This is a genomic window from Corynebacterium sp. MSK297 (assembly GCF_030232885.1).
In the GTDB taxonomy this organism is placed as follows: Bacteria; Actinomycetota; Actinomycetes; order Mycobacteriales; family Mycobacteriaceae; genus Corynebacterium.
Genome location: NZ_JASPGD010000007.1, coordinates 58,346 through 75,417, shown reverse-complemented (window position 1 = coordinate 75,417; position 17,072 = coordinate 58,346). Strand labels below are relative to the sequence as shown.

The window sequence follows — 17,072 nt, the reverse complement described above, 5'->3', positions numbered from 1 at the left end:
GCAGGCACGAGTGCTAGTAACCACAAACAGCATTAGCCCGGCAGTGTCGACGTTAGTCCGGGTGAGAGGAACGTTCGTAGACAAAGGCATCGGTGCGATAGGGCAGCGTGATGGTATCTGTACGTGATTTCTCCCAAAAATCCAGTAGGTACCAATTCAGGTTTCCGGTGAGCCGGTTGCGCATACGTTGGTTAGCGCGCTGCCAATAACTGCGCGAATGCATCAGCTCGTGCACGCCGTCGACGGTAAGTTTTTGCACCATCGTGGTTCGCAGCGTATCGGCAAGCTGCCAGGGCGCACCCACAGTAGGGAAGAAACCAGCTGGCTGGATATCCCCGGAATGCATAATCCGAGCCAATCGCAATATTTCTGGCCGTGAGACATCCAAAGTATTCCACACCAATAACAGCCTGCCGCCCGGCGCGAGTACGCGATCAGCTTCTTTGCTGGCAGCTGCGATATCGAACCAGTGCCAGGCTTGCGCGTAGCTGAGACAATCCACGGAATGATCGGCCAACCCCGTCGCTTCTGCACTGGCTTGCCACGTCGGCACGCCTAATTTTTGGTGCAAAAAATGGGCCATGCCCACCGATGGATCAAAGGCGTAGACTTGGTGACCAGCAGCAGCCAGCACAGCGCTGAGCTGGCCGGTTCCCGCACCGCCGTCGGCCACTGTGACCGGTGCGTGCTCGCGCGTTACTAAGCTGGCGATTTCTGTCGGGTATCCAGGCCGGATCGCATCGTAGTCAGCAGCAGAAAACGCTGCACCAGCTGCCCGTCGCAGTTGCGGGTTCGCAAACGAGGGGCTGGTTTTGGCAGATGCCTTGAAAAACACAGGAGAAGTCATCGCTACACAAACTAATACACACCATGACGGTGTGCAGCAGCCAGCGCCCATAGAGGTCACCCCGGCCGCAGAATTACCGGGCAGCCTCGAGCCGCCGCTGGCCCAACCTGATGATCGTTTCTGGTTGCTCAAGACTATCTTTTTGTATCACCGGCTGACGGTTCCTGCTGCTGTGATGACGGTGATTATGTTTCTCTGTACTGGGCTTACCCCAGTCATTGTTGGCAATGCGATTGATGATGCCGTTGCTAGCGGCAATTTCTCTGCGCTGGTTCGCTGGCTGATAATCATGGCAGTGGTATTCGTGGTGCATGCCACCTGTGGATGGTTTGGTCGGAAATATTTAATACTGGCGACGCTGCGTACCGGCCATTCTTTGCGTATGGCGGTGACGGATCGTATTTCGCATCCTCGTGGGCTCGGCGGTCAGCGCCGGACTGCGGGGGAATTGCTCTCTATTGCTTCGAGCGATACGCAGCGGATTGCTGATGCTGTCATGATGGCGGTGTTTCCGTTCGCTGAGTTTGCCTCCATTCTTTACGTCGGCGTGATGGTCACCATGATTAACGTGCCGCTTGGTATCGCTGTGTTGGTCGGTGGCCCCGTGATGGTATGGATTTCCCTGTCGGCCTCGGGGCCGCTGCGGCGTCGTTCCGGCAAACGTCAGTACTGGCTCGCGGAGGCCGCTGCTACGGCGACTGATGTGGTGCATGGTTTGCGCATCCTGAAAGGCATCGGCGCGGTTGATACTGTGTATGAGCGTTATCAGAAAGTTTCTGACGACGCTTATGGCGCGACCGTGCGTGCGCATGGTGCCCGCTCCGTATTGGATGCCATCACAGAAACTGTAGGTTCGGTCTACATCATCATTGTCGGCATCGCAGCCGGAGGCTTGGCGCTTGCCGATGCCATCAGCGTTGGTGAACTCATCACGGTCATTGGCCTCACACAATTCATCATCACCCCCATGACAATGCTGGGGAAAAATATTTCTTCGAAGTGGGCGACTGCGCAAGGTTCTGCAGATCGGATTCGTTCGGTGCTTGCCGCACCGTATGCTTTGCCGGAGACTGATTCCGTGGTCAATTGGGAGGTGTTTCCGGAACACGCCCGCCCGGAGCCGGGGCAGCTGACCGTGATTGCTGATGACATCCCCGAGGGGCTTGAGTTATTACCGCGCGAGCGCGTGCTTGTAGCCCCGCATGATGCGCACTTGTTTAGTGGTGCCATCGCGGACAATATTGTGCACGAGCAATCTGCCCCCGAGATCGTTGACGTAGCCCTTGCCGCTGCAGCTGCAGACGATATTCCCGGTGGTGCCAGTCGTCGCATTGGTGAGGCGGATGGCGACCTTTCCGGAGGGCAACGCCAACGCGTGGCACTGGCGCGCGCATTGGCACGCGACGCGGAGGTGCTTGTATTGAATAACCCCACGACCGCGGTGGATTCGGTGACAGAACACACCATCGCTCGTCGCGTCGCTCAAGCCCGGCGCGGGAAGACGACGGTGGTTTATAGTTCCTCGCCAGCCTGGCGCGAGGTGGCCGATCACGTGAAGGCAGGTGCACCACAGCAATGAGTTCAGCAACCTCCGCAACGCGATCGAACCCCGCCGCGTTTCCTATCGCGTCGTTTGCAACGGTGCGGCGCGTCGTGACCCAACAAATCCGGCGTATAGCGGGTGCACGTCGCCAATTCTGGTGGGCGATGTTCTTACTCAGCACGGGTGCGTTGGCCAATGTGTTGGTTCCACGGCAGCTGGGCAATATCGTCGATGAGGTGGTGGCTGATGATGGCAGTATTACGGTGATTGCGATGTGGTTGCTGGCGCTTGCGCTGGCATCTGCTGTGCTTTCGGCAGGTGGCTTATATGTCATCGGAAAACTGATTGAGCGGGTCATTTCCAATTTGCGCGAGACCATGGTGGGCACTGCTTTACGCCTGCCGGCCCATGAGGTGGAAGCGGCCGGTTCGGGTGATGTGGTCTCGCGGGCGACAGACGATGTCGCCGAGCTTTCTGCTGCCGTGACTGAGACCGTGCCAGTGTTGTCGAAATCGGTATTCATGGTGGTTGCCACCGCGATTGCGTTGCTGGCGATCGATTGGCAGTTCATTGCCGTCATCGTGGTCGTGGTGCCGATTTATTGGCTGTCCGTACGTCATTATCTGCGGGTAGCGCCACCGCGTTATATCGCCCAGCGCGAGGCCATGGCGCAGCGTGCCCGGCGCGTTTTAGAGACCATCCACGGTGGACCGACGGTGCGTGCGTATGGCTGGGAGCGTGCGATGCATAACCGGGTGCAGGAATCTTCGTTGGATGTGGTCAGTTACGGTTTTGCTGCTCGACGCACAATGATGACGCTTGGCTTGTGGGTCTGGCTCGCGGAGTTTTTGTTGCTATTCGTCGGTTTGGTGGTCGGCTTTTTCGTTGTTGCTCATGGATATTTGACTGTCGGTGCGGTAACCGCGGCTTTGCTGATGCTGATTCGCTTGCGTGGTCCGATCATGGCGTTGATGCGCGTGCTAGATACGCTGCAGGCTGGCTATGCCTCGTTGAGCCGGATCGCTGGGGTCATCGCGCGGCCACCACAGCCGGTTCCTGATTCAGGTGCTGGGCAACCGCGGGGTAGGCTCGTCGTCAAGAATGTTAGCTTTGCTTATTCCGTGGATTCGCCCGACGCTGTCGATGGCGTCAGTCTGGAGGTTCCGGCAGGTTCCACGGTGGCCATTGTTGGTGCATCTGGCGCAGGTAAAACGACCTTGGCGGCGTTAGCGGCGGGTTTGCGGGTTCCGGATTCCGGCGAGATTCTTGTCGACGCTACCGAGGCCGCACAGCTTTCTGATCGCGAACGTGCGGGGCGCTTGGCGATGATTTCACAGGATGTGTACGTGTTTTCTGGCACCTTGCGAGATGATCTTACCTTGGCTCGCCCGGACGCCAGTGACGAAGAACTACTGGCCGTGTTGCGCACCGTGCAGGCGGATTGGTTGGATTCGCTTGCCGACGGCTTGGATACGGTGGTGGGCGCTCGTGGTCAGCAATTGGACCCGGTGCAAGCCCAACAATTGGCGTTGGCGCGGGTGTTGTTGGCAGATCCGGCCTTGGTGATCATGGATGAGGCCACTGCAGAAGCTGGTTCGGTCGGTGCAGAGCAGTTGGAAGCTGGTGCCGCTGCGGTTACGGCTGGCCGTACTGCGGTGATTGTGGCGCACAGGTTGGATCAGGCTGTATCCGCCGACCAAGTGGTAGTGATGGACCAAGGTCGGGTGATTGAGCAGGGCACCCACGCTGAGTTGGTGGCTCGAGATGGTCGCTATACTGAGCTGTGGAACGCATGGAATTCAGGTCGCTAAGGCACCACTTAGTTTAGATGCTAAAATTATTTGCGGTTAAAGATCATAGGTCGAAGTGGGTGACATTGATACGGTTTGGGCAGCTCATTGGGTATTTCAGGCGATGTGGTAACAGGCCGCAGGGCAGTACGGAAAACGGCATTACGGCCATCCCTCGTATCCAGGCAACAGGGGTGTTGTGCGCACTCGCGGTGTGCCTCGGCAGCTGCAGCGTCGTAGACAACCGAGCCGCAGACGATGGGAATGATCCGCAAGCCTCGGAGTATGCCCAGGCATTAGACCGTGAGATGTCTGCTTTCCCGCACCCAACCGGAGCACCCGTGGAAGGGGCATTCCCCGGAGAAACCACGCGCATTAATCTGCCGAGTGGTCGTAGCTACCTTGTGCATTTACCTGCCGACTACGACCCTGCCGAACAGTGGCCGCTGATTCTGACTTTCCATGGGTGGGGACAAGACGCCGAGAGCATGGCGCGCTCTACACACTTTGATGCTGCACGGGCTATTTCCATTTACCCAGATGGTGCTCCCAGCAAGCCCCCACATGAAGAGTCAAAAGCGTGGGCGCCGGCTCCGTATGCTGCAGCGAGTGGACACGATGACCTGAAATTTATCGATGAAATTATCAATTCAGCACGCCGCACGTGGTCGATTGCTGATGATCAGCTATTTGCCGTGGGTTTTTCAAACGGCGGTGGATTCGCGCAATATTTGGCATGCCAGCGACCAGAACAATTTCACGCAATCGCCACAGTCTCAGCAGCGTATTACACCGCAGTGGTAGAAAACTGCGCGCCAGGTACCGTCGGCCATCTAGATATTCACGGTACAGCGGACCACATCGTCAGCTATGACGGTGGAACCCGACACAACACTAAATTTCTCTCTGTGCCAGAGATCATGGACGTCGCAGCACGCAGAAACCACTGCGACGATAATGCAGAAACACAGGAACTTATTGGTGATGCAGAACGCACCAGTTTCACCCACTGTGCCGCGCCCGTTGACCACATCCGTATCGACGGCGGTAAGCACTGGTGGCCTGGCTATAGCCGCAATCGCAATGATGCGATGCCGGAGAATTTTGCGACAGATAAGATTTTGGATTTCTTCCGCATTCCCGGGCGCCCCTAAGCAGTAGACTAGGGGAGCTGTCATTTCACGACCGAAAGGATGTTGAGCGAGCGTGGGAAAATTCGACTGGTTCTGGAACGCCATGGGAGCCAAATCGGCGAAGCATGAAAAGCAATCGCGCAAAATCGTCGACCAAGCCCAGCGACAGGCCGCGGATTTTGCCTCGCTGAGTGATGCCGAACTTCGGGAACGCGCCAGCGCAGCGATCACCTCCGGTGGCGAGATCACCGATAAATCGACGTTCTTGGCGGCGCTGGCAGCCGCCAGTTCGCGCAAGCTGGGACTATCTCCGTTCGATGTGCAGGCGCAGGCTGTACTCAGGCTTATCAGCGGCGACGTGATCCATATGGCTACCGGTGAGGGCAAAACCCTGGTCGGGGCCATGGCAGCTACCGGCTTAGCGCTGAGTGGAAAACGCGTGCACGTCGTCACGGTCAACGATTACCTGGCGCGCCGTGACGCTGATTGGATGCGCCCGCTCGTAGAAAGCTTCGGCCTGCAGGTGGCCGCAGTCACCGAATCCATGGACACCCAGCAACGTCGGCACGCATACGAGGCCGACGTGGTGTACGCGCCGGTGAAAGAGCTGGGATTTGATGTGCTCCGGGATAATCAGATTACTGAGCGCGCGCAGGCCGTATTCCAACAAGCAGAGGTTGCGTTGGTCGACGAAGCTGATTCGGTGCTTGTCGACGAAGCCTTGGTGCCGCTGGTACTGGCAGGATCCCGACCAGATCAGGCTACCGACGCTCGGGTGACCTCCGTGGTCGCGACCTTGCAAGAAGAGCGCCATTACACGATTGATTCTGATGGACGCAACGTCTTTCTCACTGACGATGGCGCTGCGGCGGTGGAAAAACAACTAGGAATCGATTCTTTATATAGCGACGAGCACATCGGCACCACCTTGGTACGGGTTAACTTGGCGCTGCATGCCAAAGCGTTGTTGATTCGCGATATCCACTATGTCATCGTCGATGGCGAACTGAAGTTAATTGATACCTCGAAAGGCCGCATCGCGGATTTGCAGCGCTGGCCCGATGGCCTGCAGGCGGCAGTAGAAGAAAAAGAAGGCCTGAAAGTTACCGAGGGCGGGCGCATCCTGGACTCACTGACCATCCAAGAACTGATGCGTCGTTATCCGCAGCTGTGCGGCATGACTGGTACTGCGGTGGAAGCTACCGATCAATTGCGTGAGTTCTATGGCTTATATGTCTCTGAAATTGCACCGAATAAGCCGTTGCAGCGTTTCGACGAAGCCGACCGCGTCTATGCCACGATTGCCGAGAAAAACCAAGCCTTAATTGATGAAATCGTGTTGCTGTACACGCAGGGCCAGCCAGTTTTGATTGGTACCCAGGATGTTGCCGAATCGGAACAGCTGGCAGAGGCTCTCGCTAGCCGTGGGGTTAGTGCGCAAGTGTTAAACGCGAAAAACGATGCGGAAGAGGCTGCCATCGTCGCCGAAGCTGGACTGCCCGGCCGGGTCACGGTTTCGACCCAAATGGCTGGCCGTGGTACCGATATCAAATTGGGCGGCACCGATGGCGCGCATTATGAGGACGTTAAAGAAGCTGGCGGCTTAGCAGTGTTAGGAACCACGCGGCACCGGAGTTCCCGACTGGATAATCAGCTGCGCGGACGTGCCGGGCGCCAAGGTGATCCCGGTTTGAGCCTGTTTTTTGTGTCCTTGGAAGATGATGTGGTGATCTCCGGCGGGGCAGGAGAATCAGTTGAGGCTCAACCCGATGAACACGGACGGATCGATTCCGGACGCATCGACGATTTCATTGCGCATTGCCAGCGGGTGACCGAAGCGCAGTTGCTGGAAATCCATAGCCAGACGTGGAAGTACAACAAGTTGCTGGCAGATCAGCGAGAGATTATCGATGAGCGGCGCGCAGGTTTGCTTGACACAGACAAAGCGTGGGCGGAGCTATCCGACTATGAACCGCAGCGTGCCGATGAGTTGCGTGCAGCAGGAATCTCTGAAGATATTTTGGTGGCAGCAAGCCGGGAAATCATGCTTTATCACCTGGATTTGGCGTGGGCTGATCACCTCGAGCACATGGACGATGTTCGGGAATCGATTCACTTGCGCGCCATTGCCCGGGAAACCCCAATCGATGAATATCACAGGATTGCCGTGCGGGAGTTTAAAGAAATCGTGCAACGTGGGGTAGAAGCTGCCCGTAAGAGTTTCCGAGAGGTCACTATTGATGCCTCTGGTGCTCATCTAGCCGACGATGGCCTGGCGCGACCATCTGCAACGTGGACGTATATGGTTTCCGATAATCCGCTGGCTGGTTCGGGGAATTCTGCCCTGACCGGTATCGGTAATCTGTTCCGTTAATCGTGAGTAATTACATTCATGGGATTTACCGTGTTTTTCGGGGCACAGAAAAGAACAATGGGTCTCGCGGCAGGCGTTTAGGCGCTATGATGGATTACTAACGACAATATTTCCGACAATGCGGAGGATAGATCATGAGCGAAAACACCGGTACGCCGGAACAGCAAGCGGAGACTACCTCGGTCTTCCGTGCGGATCTCATTAAAGAAATGGAATCCGGCGCTGGTGCAACCACCGCAGCCGAAAGCACGGAAAATCTCGCAGAGGGCGTAGCACTGTTAGTGGTTAAGCGTGGCCCGAACGCCGGTGCGCGTTTCTTGTTGGATCAAGAAACCACCACCGCAGGTCGGCACCCCGAGGCTGATATTTTCTTGGACGATGTCACCGTGTCCCGTCGTCACGCAGAATTCCGCGTGAACAACGGTGAATTCGAAGTTGTCGACGTGGGGTCGCTCAATGGCACTTATGTCAACCGGGAACCACGCAATGCGCAGGTACTTTCCGTTGGCGATGAGATCCAAATTGGCAAGTTCCGTTTGGTCTTTTTGGCTGATACCAAGAAATAATAGGTAGTTGTGAGTCCAGCATCTCAAGCAGCATCCCAGTCGGCGTCACGGGCAGGTAGCGCGAACAAGACCCGCAAAGCGAAGTCCATTGGCGTGGTCTTGGAATCTTTGCGTGCCGAATTCCCCGATATCACGGTGTCGAAGATCCGCTTTTTGGAATCCGAGGGTTTGATTTCGCCGCAGAGGACCAAATCCGGGTACCGACGTTTTACTGAGGAAGATATCGCGCGGTTGCGGTATATCCTGGTGACCCAACGGGATCATTATTTACCGTTGAAGGTGATCCGCGAGCAACTAGAGGCGATGGATTCCGGTCAGGTTACTGCATTGCTAGGGGCTAATACCGCTCAGCAGCTGGTGTCTGCAGATTCCTTCCGGGCCAGTGGTCCACGCAGCTTTACTGACACGGATATTGCTCACCAGTCCGGCGTGGAATTGCAATTCGTGACTGAGCTGGTTGGTGCAGGGCTGATCCGCCCGGATGTTGCTGGATTTTTCGCCGCAGATGACGTCAGTGTGGTGAAAAGCGCCCATTCCTTGCAGCAACTCGGATTCGATATTCGCTTGTTGAAATCTTTGCGTAACGGTGCGCGTCGCCACGCTGATCTGATTACCCAAGTAGCAGGTCCCTTGACGCACGGAAAATCAGACAATGCGCAGCAGCAGGCTGAGGAATTATCCCAACAAATTTCTGCACTGGTGGTCTCGCTACACACTAGTTTGCTGAAAAACACGCTGCGCGAAGAATTCGACGCTTAATCATCAGCCCCGCCTTGTAGCACCGGTACCGCATACGCGGTGCCGGTCTTTGTGCGTTTGCCGCGCGCAACAGGGTATCACCGCGGCGGGTGAAGAGGAAGCGCTAACAAACAACGTATTTGGTTTGTTGCGGCGTACGTGACTGCTGTGGCCTACGTGGCTGTTGTGGTTACTGGTGTGTGGCTAATGTGAATATACGAGGCATGAGAGATAGGAAAACCCTAAAGTCTTAAGTGAGACTTTAGGGCGTGTCGTACCGATTCTTCTTGACGGAACAATATGATTGATCTTAAATAATTTTCAGGATTCCAAACTTCCATCGGAGTAATTACGTGACTATCAACTCATCTCGTTCCCGCCGCACCGAGTATTCGGACGCACCGTACGTCCAGGAGTCCTTGTTTGATCTCGGCCCTGATGAACAACTTGGCTACCGTGTGCCAATCGCATGCCAGGTAGCTGGTATTACCTACCGACAGCTTGACTACTGGGCACGTACCAACTTGGTCAAGCCATCGATCCGCAATGCCCGTGGATCTGGTTCGCAGCGTCTGTACTCTTTCAAAGATGTGCTCGTGTTGAAGATTGTCAAACGGCTCCTGGATACCGGGATTTCCCTGCAGAATATCCGCTTGGCCGTGGACTCTTTGCGGGAACGTGGCATCAATGACATAGCGGAAATCACGTTGGTCTCCGACGGTATGAGCGTGTACGAGTGCCACAGTAATGAGCAAGTCATTGACCTGCTCTCTGGTGGTCAGGGCGTTTTTGGTGTCGCAATCCCTGGCATCATGAAAGAACTCAGCGGAACCATTAGCTCGTTCCCAGCAGAACGCGTTGATCCAGAACTCAACAAGTCTGAGACCGTCGCTGGTATCGACGAACTGGCAGCGCGCCGCGAGCGCAAATCCAATTCGGCTTAAGGCCCATGAGGGCTTATAGCCCCACTACCCGCCGTAGCGAATCCTCGAGTTCTGCGGCGTTTTTTACTATCTGCATGTTTTGCGCGACCTCACGCAAGGCCGCATCGGGCTCATCCTCTCCAACGAACAACACAGCCAGTTCAACGTCATTACCTGCCGCCTCGCGGAATTGCTGTGCAAACTTTGGGTAACTATCCGCAGTACCGGAGGCGATCAATACGATGCGAGCAGGCTTGTCCCCGGACTGCTCGCCCGCGGAATACTCCCGTACGGCATGTGCGGCAGCAAGCAGAGCTTCATTCGTTTGTGGCACACCACCGGTGCCTAATAGCTGCACAGAATCTGCAGTTTCTACGCCATCGGAAAATCCAATATTACGGCGAAAGCCTTGCTGCACACCTGGAGCCAACGGAGACGAATAATTCCACAACGCCACCGAATATCCAGTTGCGCTAATATCCGGTGCGCTGCTAGCAATAGCATCTGCGGCTGCGTGGAAGCGGCTAGGACCTTGGTCAGCATCAGCAAAACCAGCAGCCATGGCATCTGAGGTATCCAGCAAGAATAGGGTATCGGTGCTGACCAATGGTTGATCGTCGGTATCGGTGTGAGTACTAGTGGTTCCCGCGGTGCTGAAATCGCGCGAGGTGCGTGCCAAGTAGGCATCCCAGACTGCGGTTGCATCCAACCGAGCGGTATCCGTTTCGGCTTCTACCTGTCCTTCGACCTCTGGAGTCGATTCAAAACCGTGGTATTGCTCTGCCAAATCATCCACGAAGACTTGCGCCGCGCGGGCTTGTTCTTCGTCAATCTCATCGGATTGGTTCAGTACCACCGCCGCATATTCCACGTATGCGCCCTCGAGGTGACGGAAAGCTCCTGAACCCTGTGCGCTCATGGCCTGGACTGCAGCAGCGGGCCCGTCGGCGTCGGCAAGCACCGTATCTTCATCGCGCAAAAGAAGCTCTGCGCCAGCTTCCGGATCGTCGACAAGTACTGTCGCGACCACCGCAGACGCTACTGAATCACCGGGGTAGGCGACTGCGTCGGCAGGCAAGTCAATAGTGACCTCAGCGTCGGTGGCAGCATTCGGATCATAGATTCCGGCGGCCTGCCCTGCGACTTTTGGGGCCTTACCGGAGGCTGCGGGCTTGCGGTCGGCGGCGGTAATGGCGTGGTGCAGCCGCGGTGAATCAGCATCAATATAGACCGCAGCCCGCGCGATGTCGTCGGCAACCACGGCGTGGACACAATGATCACGAACCACCGGATTACTTGCATTCCATGAGGCCAACAGCGACTGCGTCAGTATTGCATCACCGCTGGCCACCGGCAACTGTAGATCACCCTCAATGCATTCCATCCCGTTATCGCCAGAAGCAGTGGGATTGGTGTCCTCGGAATCGCTCCTGAGCACCAACCATGCAAGCAACGCGATAATCGCAGCCAGAACCGCGATGACGGTGGCGATGAATCCGCCGGAGAACTGTGTTTTTTGCTCAGGTGTGTAGTGACGCCCCATAGCCACCTAGTCTAGCCCGCTGCGCATTATCGACAATGTTTATGAGCCTGTGTCGGATTGGCTCTGCGCGGGCGGAAAGTTCGCGTTGGCGTCTGACATATTCATTTTTGCCTGCGGTGGTTTCTATAGCGACCACCCCCAGACCCCAGGCGCGGCAATCGTAGGGCGAGGCCTCCATATCCAATTCCCGGGCCGCAATTGCCAGGTCAAAGCATTGGTGCAAGAGCTCACCGGGCACTAACGGTCCAAGCTTCCACGCCCATTTGTACAAGTCCATGGTCACATGCACGCAACCTCCCTGATCACATTCTGGCTGATCTTCTCGGCCCAGCACCGTGAAATTCAGCGGACGAGCCGGGGGAGTGAAAAACCGGAACGCATCATAGTGTGTGCAGCGCAGATCGTGCTTGTCGACGACGTCGTTCGCGCCTTCCGCGCCAAGTCGCAGCGGTAAATCATGGCGTGGGTTTTTCGTGCGATAAACCATTGCCCATTCGTGCAGACCAAAACAATCAAAACGAGCCGGTCGGGCAGCGGTACGCGTGAGAAGGTGTCCAATATAGGCGATCGCGGAACCGCGACGTTGCCAGAACGCTTCTAGGTCCAGCTCCACTCCGCGCTCGCTTCGGCGGTAATCCCGCCAGTCTTCGTGCGGTGGGTTGCCTTCTAACGCACTGCCAAATCCCGGGTGCCACGTCTTCAGATGCGTGGGGCGGACCGGATAATACTCAAACAAGAAATCATAAATAGGGTGCTTTTCCCCAGGATTACGGTAGCGCGCTAGACGGTCTTCGGCGCGCCGGAGATGATCGGCAGCGTGGCTAGTCCATTCTTGTTCAGTATAAATCATGGTCCCTGTAGCTTAACGGCCCCGTCGTACGTCGGGATTACCGCCCCAGGCCCGTGATTTCTTAGCGCTAGCTCCACCCCGGCCGCGTTGACCGGATTTCTGGGTTCCCGAATTCCGCATGCTGTGCTTTTTACCGTCCTGCTTCTGCTCTCCTGATTTCTTGGCTCCGGACTTGTTCGAGCCCGGTTTTTTCGTACCAGCTTTCCCAGCGCGCTGATTAGTTCCCGGTTGCGGTTTCTGCTCTAGCGCAATGCCGGAGGGCTCGCGGGCACCGGTCAGCTCCCACAATTCTTGCGGCATTGTGGGCCCTGGTGCGGCGACGGTGCGGGCGGTCACACCAGCTTTTTTCACCAAGGCTGTGACGGCTTTTTCTTGCTCTGCAAGGACCAGCGTGAGCACCGTGCCGCTGGCACCGGCGCGCGCGGTACGCCCGGCGCGGTGCAGATATGCCTTGTGCTCTGCCGGAGGATCAATGTGTACCACCAAGCTGACATCGGAAATGTCAATCCCGCGGGCGGCGATATCAGTGGCCACGAGGACCGGCAAACTACCATTGGCAAAACCACTGATGGCTTGCGTGCGCGCACCCTGTGATTTATCGCCATGCAAACCCAATGCGTTGACTCCGATGCGGCGGAGTTTCTTTACCTGCCGGTCGACACCATGCTTGGTGCGCATAAACATGATGGTTTTTCCACTACGCGCGGCGATTTTTTCCACCATCTCGTTGCGGTTTTCCCGTGAGCCAACGTGCGCGATGACATGGTCCATCGTGTCCACAGAACTGTGCGCCGGGGATGTTTCATGGGTGCGTGGCTTATGCAAAAACTTGTCGACGACCGCCTGGACTTGTTTGTCCAAGGTCGCCGAAAACAACAGGTGTTGGCAGTGTGCAGGAAGTTTGTTCCACAATTTGGTCACTTGCGGCAAAAATCCCATATCTGCCATCTGATCAGCTTCATCCAGCGTGGCTATTAGTACCTGGTCTAGTTGCAGCTTCTTTTGATCCAGCAGATCCTGCAGCCGACCCGGTGTTGCCACCAAGAGGTCAACCGGTGCGGCAAGCCGCCGGATTTGTGGGTTGATGTTGACCCCGCCGACCACATTGAAAACGCGAAGGCCGAGTGAAGCAGCCGGTGCTTCCAAACGCTCAGAGATTTGCGCCGCCAGTTCGCGGGTGGGCGCCAGAATGAGCGCTCGCGGATGGCCAGGGCGTGAGACCCCGGACGTCGACAAGCGATGCAACATGGGCAAACCGAAGCTGAAGGTCTTTCCAGAGCCCGTGGGGCCTTTGCCCAATACGTCGTGGCCCGAGAGAACGTCGGGAATGGTCAGAGCTTGGATAGGAAACGGGGTGGTGATTCCTTCGCGGCGCAAGAAGTGCACGATAGGCCGGGCCAAACCCAGGTCTGCGAAGGTGGTTTCTGTTTGTTGAATTGTCATTAGTGGTTAGTCTATCTCGCCGGCATGCATTGTCCTGTCACCGAGACACCCCTAGATGCACATTGCTAAAAACGCATGTAAACCGCATGGAATGTGCCAGAACTTACAGCGAATTCCGTTTCCATGCCGCCAGGGGAGTTGTAGCGTAACAGGTGTAGGGCAGTTGATTCCCACAATTGATTCCCACAACGTGCAAAGGATTTTTACTGTGGCCGAGCATTTCCTTCCCAGAACGAAGGTCAAAACCCCAGAAGGCGATATAGTTCCTGATGTCGCCACGCCCGAACAGTCCCAGAAAAAGCGCGATGTGCGCTTCGTGTTACAGCCAGTGTGGTTTGTGCTTGCGGTGGCTGCGCTGGTGGGGGTATTGCTGTTGCCGATCGATACGTTGGCATGGGAAGGCCAGGTGGCGTTGGCGATTTTGGCTTTCGCCATCGTGCTATGGGTAACAGAGGCAGTATCGTACCCAGTCAGTGCATTTTTGATCATCAGCATGATCGCCCTGCTTTTAGGCTTGTCGACGGATCCAGAAACAGGCGATCTCGTCGGAACCTCAGCAGCATTGGGCACGGCATTGCAAGGTTTTTCCACCTCAGCGCTAGCGCTGGTAGCTGCCGCGCTGCTGTTAGCTGGCGCGATGCAGGCTACCGGTTTGCACGAGCGTTTGGCGTTATGGGTGATGAAACTCGCCGGTGATAAAACATCGAATATCCTCATCGGTGCGATCGCCATCGCGACACTGCTGGCATTTTTCGTCCCATCAGCGACTGCCCGCGCTGGCGCCGTCGTACCGATCCTGTTGGGTATGGTGGCGGCCTTTGGCTTGTCGACGAACTCGAAGATGGCTTCCCTGCTGGTCATCACCGCGGTGCAAGCGGTGTCCATTTGGAACGTTGGCATTCAAACTGCCGCTGCCCAGAACTTCGTGGCATTGAACTTCATTCAAGACGAGTTCGGTGAAACCATTTCTTGGGGCCAGTGGTTTATTTGGGCCGCGCCGTGGTCGGTCCTGATGTCGATTGCCCTGTTTTTCATTATGCGCGCGACCATCAAACCGGAAGCTGATTCCATTTCCGGTGGCCGGGAATTGATCGAGCAGAAGCTCGAGGAGCTCGGCCCGATGTCCAGCCACGAAAAACGCCTGGTGGCAGTGGCTGTCTTGTTGCTATTTGTATGGGCCACCGGCGATATTCTGCACCCGGTTTCTGCGCCCGTGGCCACCGTCGTCGCGGTCAGCTATATGCTGTTGCCCAAGGTCGGTGTATTCGACTGGAAGACCGCACAGGACTTGGTGTCGTGGGGTACGCTGATCGTCTTTGCAGTGGGCATTTCGCTAGGTACATTTTTGCTGAACACCGGCGCGGCCAGCTGGCTATCCGAGCAGACATTTGGCGCCATGGGGCTGGATTCTATGCCGCTATTAGCCACCATCGCGTTGGTGTCATTGTTTAATATCTTGATCCACTTAGGCTTTGCCTCGGCAACATCGCTGGCATCGGCATTGATTCCGGTCTTTATCGCCTTGTCGACGACCGTGGCTTATGGCGATGCCAGCATCGGATTTGTGGTTATTCAACAGTTCGTTATCTGCTTTGGCTTCCTGCTCCCGGTTTCTGCACCGCAGAATATGCTCGCATACGGCACCGGGGCGTTTACCCGTGGCGAATTCCTGAAAACGGGTATTCCGCTCACGATTGTTGCCTATTTGCTGGTATTGCTGTTTTCCGCCACCTATTGGAACTGGATGGGACTGGTATAAGCAACCGGGGCGCTGGCTATTTATACCCCTACCAGTCTGGGGCCCGGCGTCGCCTGGCCCGCTAACGGCGCCGTTGTTGCGACTTGTCCCCGGTCCAATCCAAATGGAACACGCCTTCGGCATCCACTCTGCGGTAGGTATGGGCGCCGAAATAGTCACGCTGTGCTTGTACCATGGCGGCAGGCAGCCGCTGGGAACACAGCGAATCGTAGTAGGAAAGCGAAGAACTAAATACCGGAGCGGCTAAGCCCAACCGGATCGCAGAGGCTGCGACGGTGCGCCAGGAATCAAGCAAGCCGGAAAGCTCTTCGGTGAAATAGGAATCCAACAGTAGTGATGGCAACTCGGGAAGCTTTTCGTAGGCATTATCAATGCGATCCAAAAACGCTGCTTGAATGATGCACCCACCACGCCAGACAGCTGCGAGATCACGAGGATTGATATTCCAGCCGTATTCCGCAGAACCAGCAGCGATTAGATCAAAGCCTTGCGCATAAGCAATCAGCTTCGACGCATAAAGTGCGCGCCGAACATGCTCGATAAATTCTTCGACGCTGATGCCCAGGGATGCGAAATCAGCGAGATTACCGGTGGGGAAGTGCTTGAGCGCTGCCGCACGTAATTCCGTTGACGACGACAAGGCGCGCGCAAACACAGCTTCCCCGATCGCGGTAGCCGGGATGCCCAGGTCCAGTGCTTCTTTAGCGGTCCACCGGCCAGTGCCTTTTTGGCCGGCTGCATCCTGGATAACGTCGATCATCGGTGCACCGGTATCGGGGTCGGTGGTTTCCAGAATATCCGCGGTAATCCCGATGAGATAAGAATCTAAGTCACCAGCGTTCCATTCGCGAAAGATTTCAGCGATGCGTCCCGGCTCCAGACCAGCGCCATGGCGAAGCAGATGGTAGGCTTCGCCGATTAGCTGCATATCAGCGTATTCGATGCCGTTGTGCACCATCTTCACGAAGTGTCCGGCACCATTCGCGCCGATATAGCGCACGCATGGGGTGCCATCGACCTTGGCAGCGATCGATTCCAGCAATGGACGGATAGATTCCCATGATTCTCGAGGGCCACCAGGCATGATGGACGGACCGTGCAATGCGCCTTCTTCTCCGCCGGAAATCCCAGCGCCCACAAACAAGCGGCCGGTGACAGCGACACTGCGCTCACGCCGCACCGTATCGGTATACAGCGAGTTGCCGCCGTCGATAAGAATATCGCCCTCATCGAAAGCCTCCACGAGATCATCGATGGCGGCATCGGTGGCCGTACCGGCTGGCACCATGAGCAAGGCGCGACGTGGGGTGGATAAATTAGCGGCAAGCTCGTCTAAATTCCGGGTGGGAATGAATTCCCCCTCGTCACCATGCTCGGAAATCAGAATATCCACATTTTCCGGGCGCTGATCATACAGCGCGACGCGGTAGCCATGGCGTGCGAAATTGCGGGCCAAGCTCGACCCCATCACGCCGATGCCGACCACCGCGATATCTGCTAACTGCTGGGAAGATTGCTGCTCATTCATGACTGATTAGTCTACCTTCTGCCAGTGCGGGTGCC

13 protein-coding genes are annotated in these 17,072 nt (G+C 56.4%); 8 read left to right on the top strand and 5 right to left on the bottom strand.

Annotation, left to right across the window (positions count from 1 at the left end):
• Positions 1–52: 52 nt before the first annotated feature.
• Positions 53–847: a class I SAM-dependent methyltransferase gene (locus QP888_RS08140; RefSeq protein ID WP_284813032.1), complete on the bottom strand. Its 795-nt coding sequence runs from the start codon at positions 845–847 to the stop codon at positions 53–55.
• On the opposite strand from QP888_RS08140, the gene QP888_RS08135 reads away from it, so the two are divergent.
• From QP888_RS08135 to QP888_RS08105, 7 genes are all read left to right on the top strand, one after another.
• A complete protein-coding gene (locus QP888_RS08135; RefSeq protein WP_350338239.1) occupies positions 825–2,426 on the top strand; it encodes an ABC transporter transmembrane domain-containing protein in 1,602 nt (533 codons plus the stop codon). The two genes, QP888_RS08140 and QP888_RS08135, sit on opposite strands and share 23 nt — an antisense overlap.
• Positions 2,423–4,201 (top strand): ABC transporter ATP-binding protein, encoded by a 1,779-nt coding sequence (locus QP888_RS08130; protein WP_284813031.1) that lies wholly within the window; start codon positions 2,423–2,425, stop codon positions 4,199–4,201. Before QP888_RS08135 ends, QP888_RS08130 begins: the two co-directional genes overlap by 4 nt.
• A gap of 173 nt (positions 4,202–4,374) precedes the next feature.
• The gene (locus tag QP888_RS08125) at positions 4,375–5,334 is read left to right on the top strand and encodes a CE1 family esterase (RefSeq protein ID WP_284813030.1); all 960 of its coding nucleotides are present in this window, start codon (positions 4,375–4,377) and stop codon (positions 5,332–5,334) included.
• A gap of 52 nt (positions 5,335–5,386) precedes the next feature.
• Complete coding sequence (gene secA2 / locus QP888_RS08120; RefSeq protein ID WP_284813029.1) at positions 5,387–7,687, top strand: accessory Sec system translocase SecA2; 2,301 nt, start codon at positions 5,387–5,389, stop codon at positions 7,685–7,687.
• A gap of 134 nt (positions 7,688–7,821) precedes the next feature.
• Positions 7,822–8,253, top strand: coding sequence for an oxoglutarate dehydrogenase inhibitor Odhl (gene odhI / locus QP888_RS08115; protein ID WP_018119507.1), 432 nt, complete (start codon positions 7,822–7,824; stop codon positions 8,251–8,253).
• 9 nt (positions 8,254–8,262) lie between these two features.
• A complete protein-coding gene (gene ftsR / locus QP888_RS08110; RefSeq protein WP_502869159.1) occupies positions 8,263–9,012 on the top strand; it encodes a transcriptional regulator FtsR in 750 nt (249 codons plus the stop codon).
• 332 nt (positions 9,013–9,344) lie between these two features.
• Positions 9,345–9,935, top strand: coding sequence for a MerR family transcriptional regulator (locus tag QP888_RS08105; RefSeq protein ID WP_049148263.1), 591 nt, complete (start codon positions 9,345–9,347; stop codon positions 9,933–9,935).
• Between the two features lie 13 nt (positions 9,936–9,948).
• Here the strand turns inward: QP888_RS08105 and QP888_RS08100 are convergent, their stop codons facing one another.
• From QP888_RS08100 to QP888_RS08090, 3 genes are read right to left on the bottom strand one after another with little or no spacing between them, the layout of a single operon-like run.
• Positions 9,949–11,457 (bottom strand): vWA domain-containing protein, encoded by a 1,509-nt coding sequence (locus QP888_RS08100; RefSeq protein ID WP_284813027.1) that lies wholly within the window; start codon positions 11,455–11,457, stop codon positions 9,949–9,951.
• On the bottom strand, positions 11,435–12,307 hold the full coding sequence (locus tag QP888_RS08095) for a hypothetical protein (protein ID WP_284813026.1): 873 nt from the start codon (positions 12,305–12,307) through the stop codon (positions 11,435–11,437). The genes QP888_RS08100 and QP888_RS08095 overlap by 23 nt, the downstream gene beginning before the upstream one ends.
• A 12-nt stretch (positions 12,308–12,319) precedes the next feature.
• Entirely contained in the window at positions 12,320–13,750 is a 1,431-nt protein-coding gene (locus tag QP888_RS08090; RefSeq protein WP_284813025.1) for a DEAD/DEAH box helicase, read from the bottom strand.
• A 208-nt stretch (positions 13,751–13,958) separates the two neighbouring features.
• Between QP888_RS08090 and QP888_RS08085 the strand changes: the two genes are divergently transcribed.
• Complete coding sequence (locus QP888_RS08085; RefSeq protein WP_284813024.1) at positions 13,959–15,509, top strand: DASS family sodium-coupled anion symporter; 1,551 nt, start codon at positions 13,959–13,961, stop codon at positions 15,507–15,509.
• Positions 15,510–15,570: 61 nt separating this feature from the next.
• On the opposite strand, the gene gnd is transcribed toward QP888_RS08085, so the two are convergent.
• The gene (gnd, locus tag QP888_RS08080) at positions 15,571–17,037 is read right to left on the bottom strand and encodes an NADP-dependent phosphogluconate dehydrogenase (protein ID WP_284813023.1); all 1,467 of its coding nucleotides are present in this window, start codon (positions 17,035–17,037) and stop codon (positions 15,571–15,573) included.
• Between the last annotated feature and the right edge of the window lie 35 nt (positions 17,038–17,072).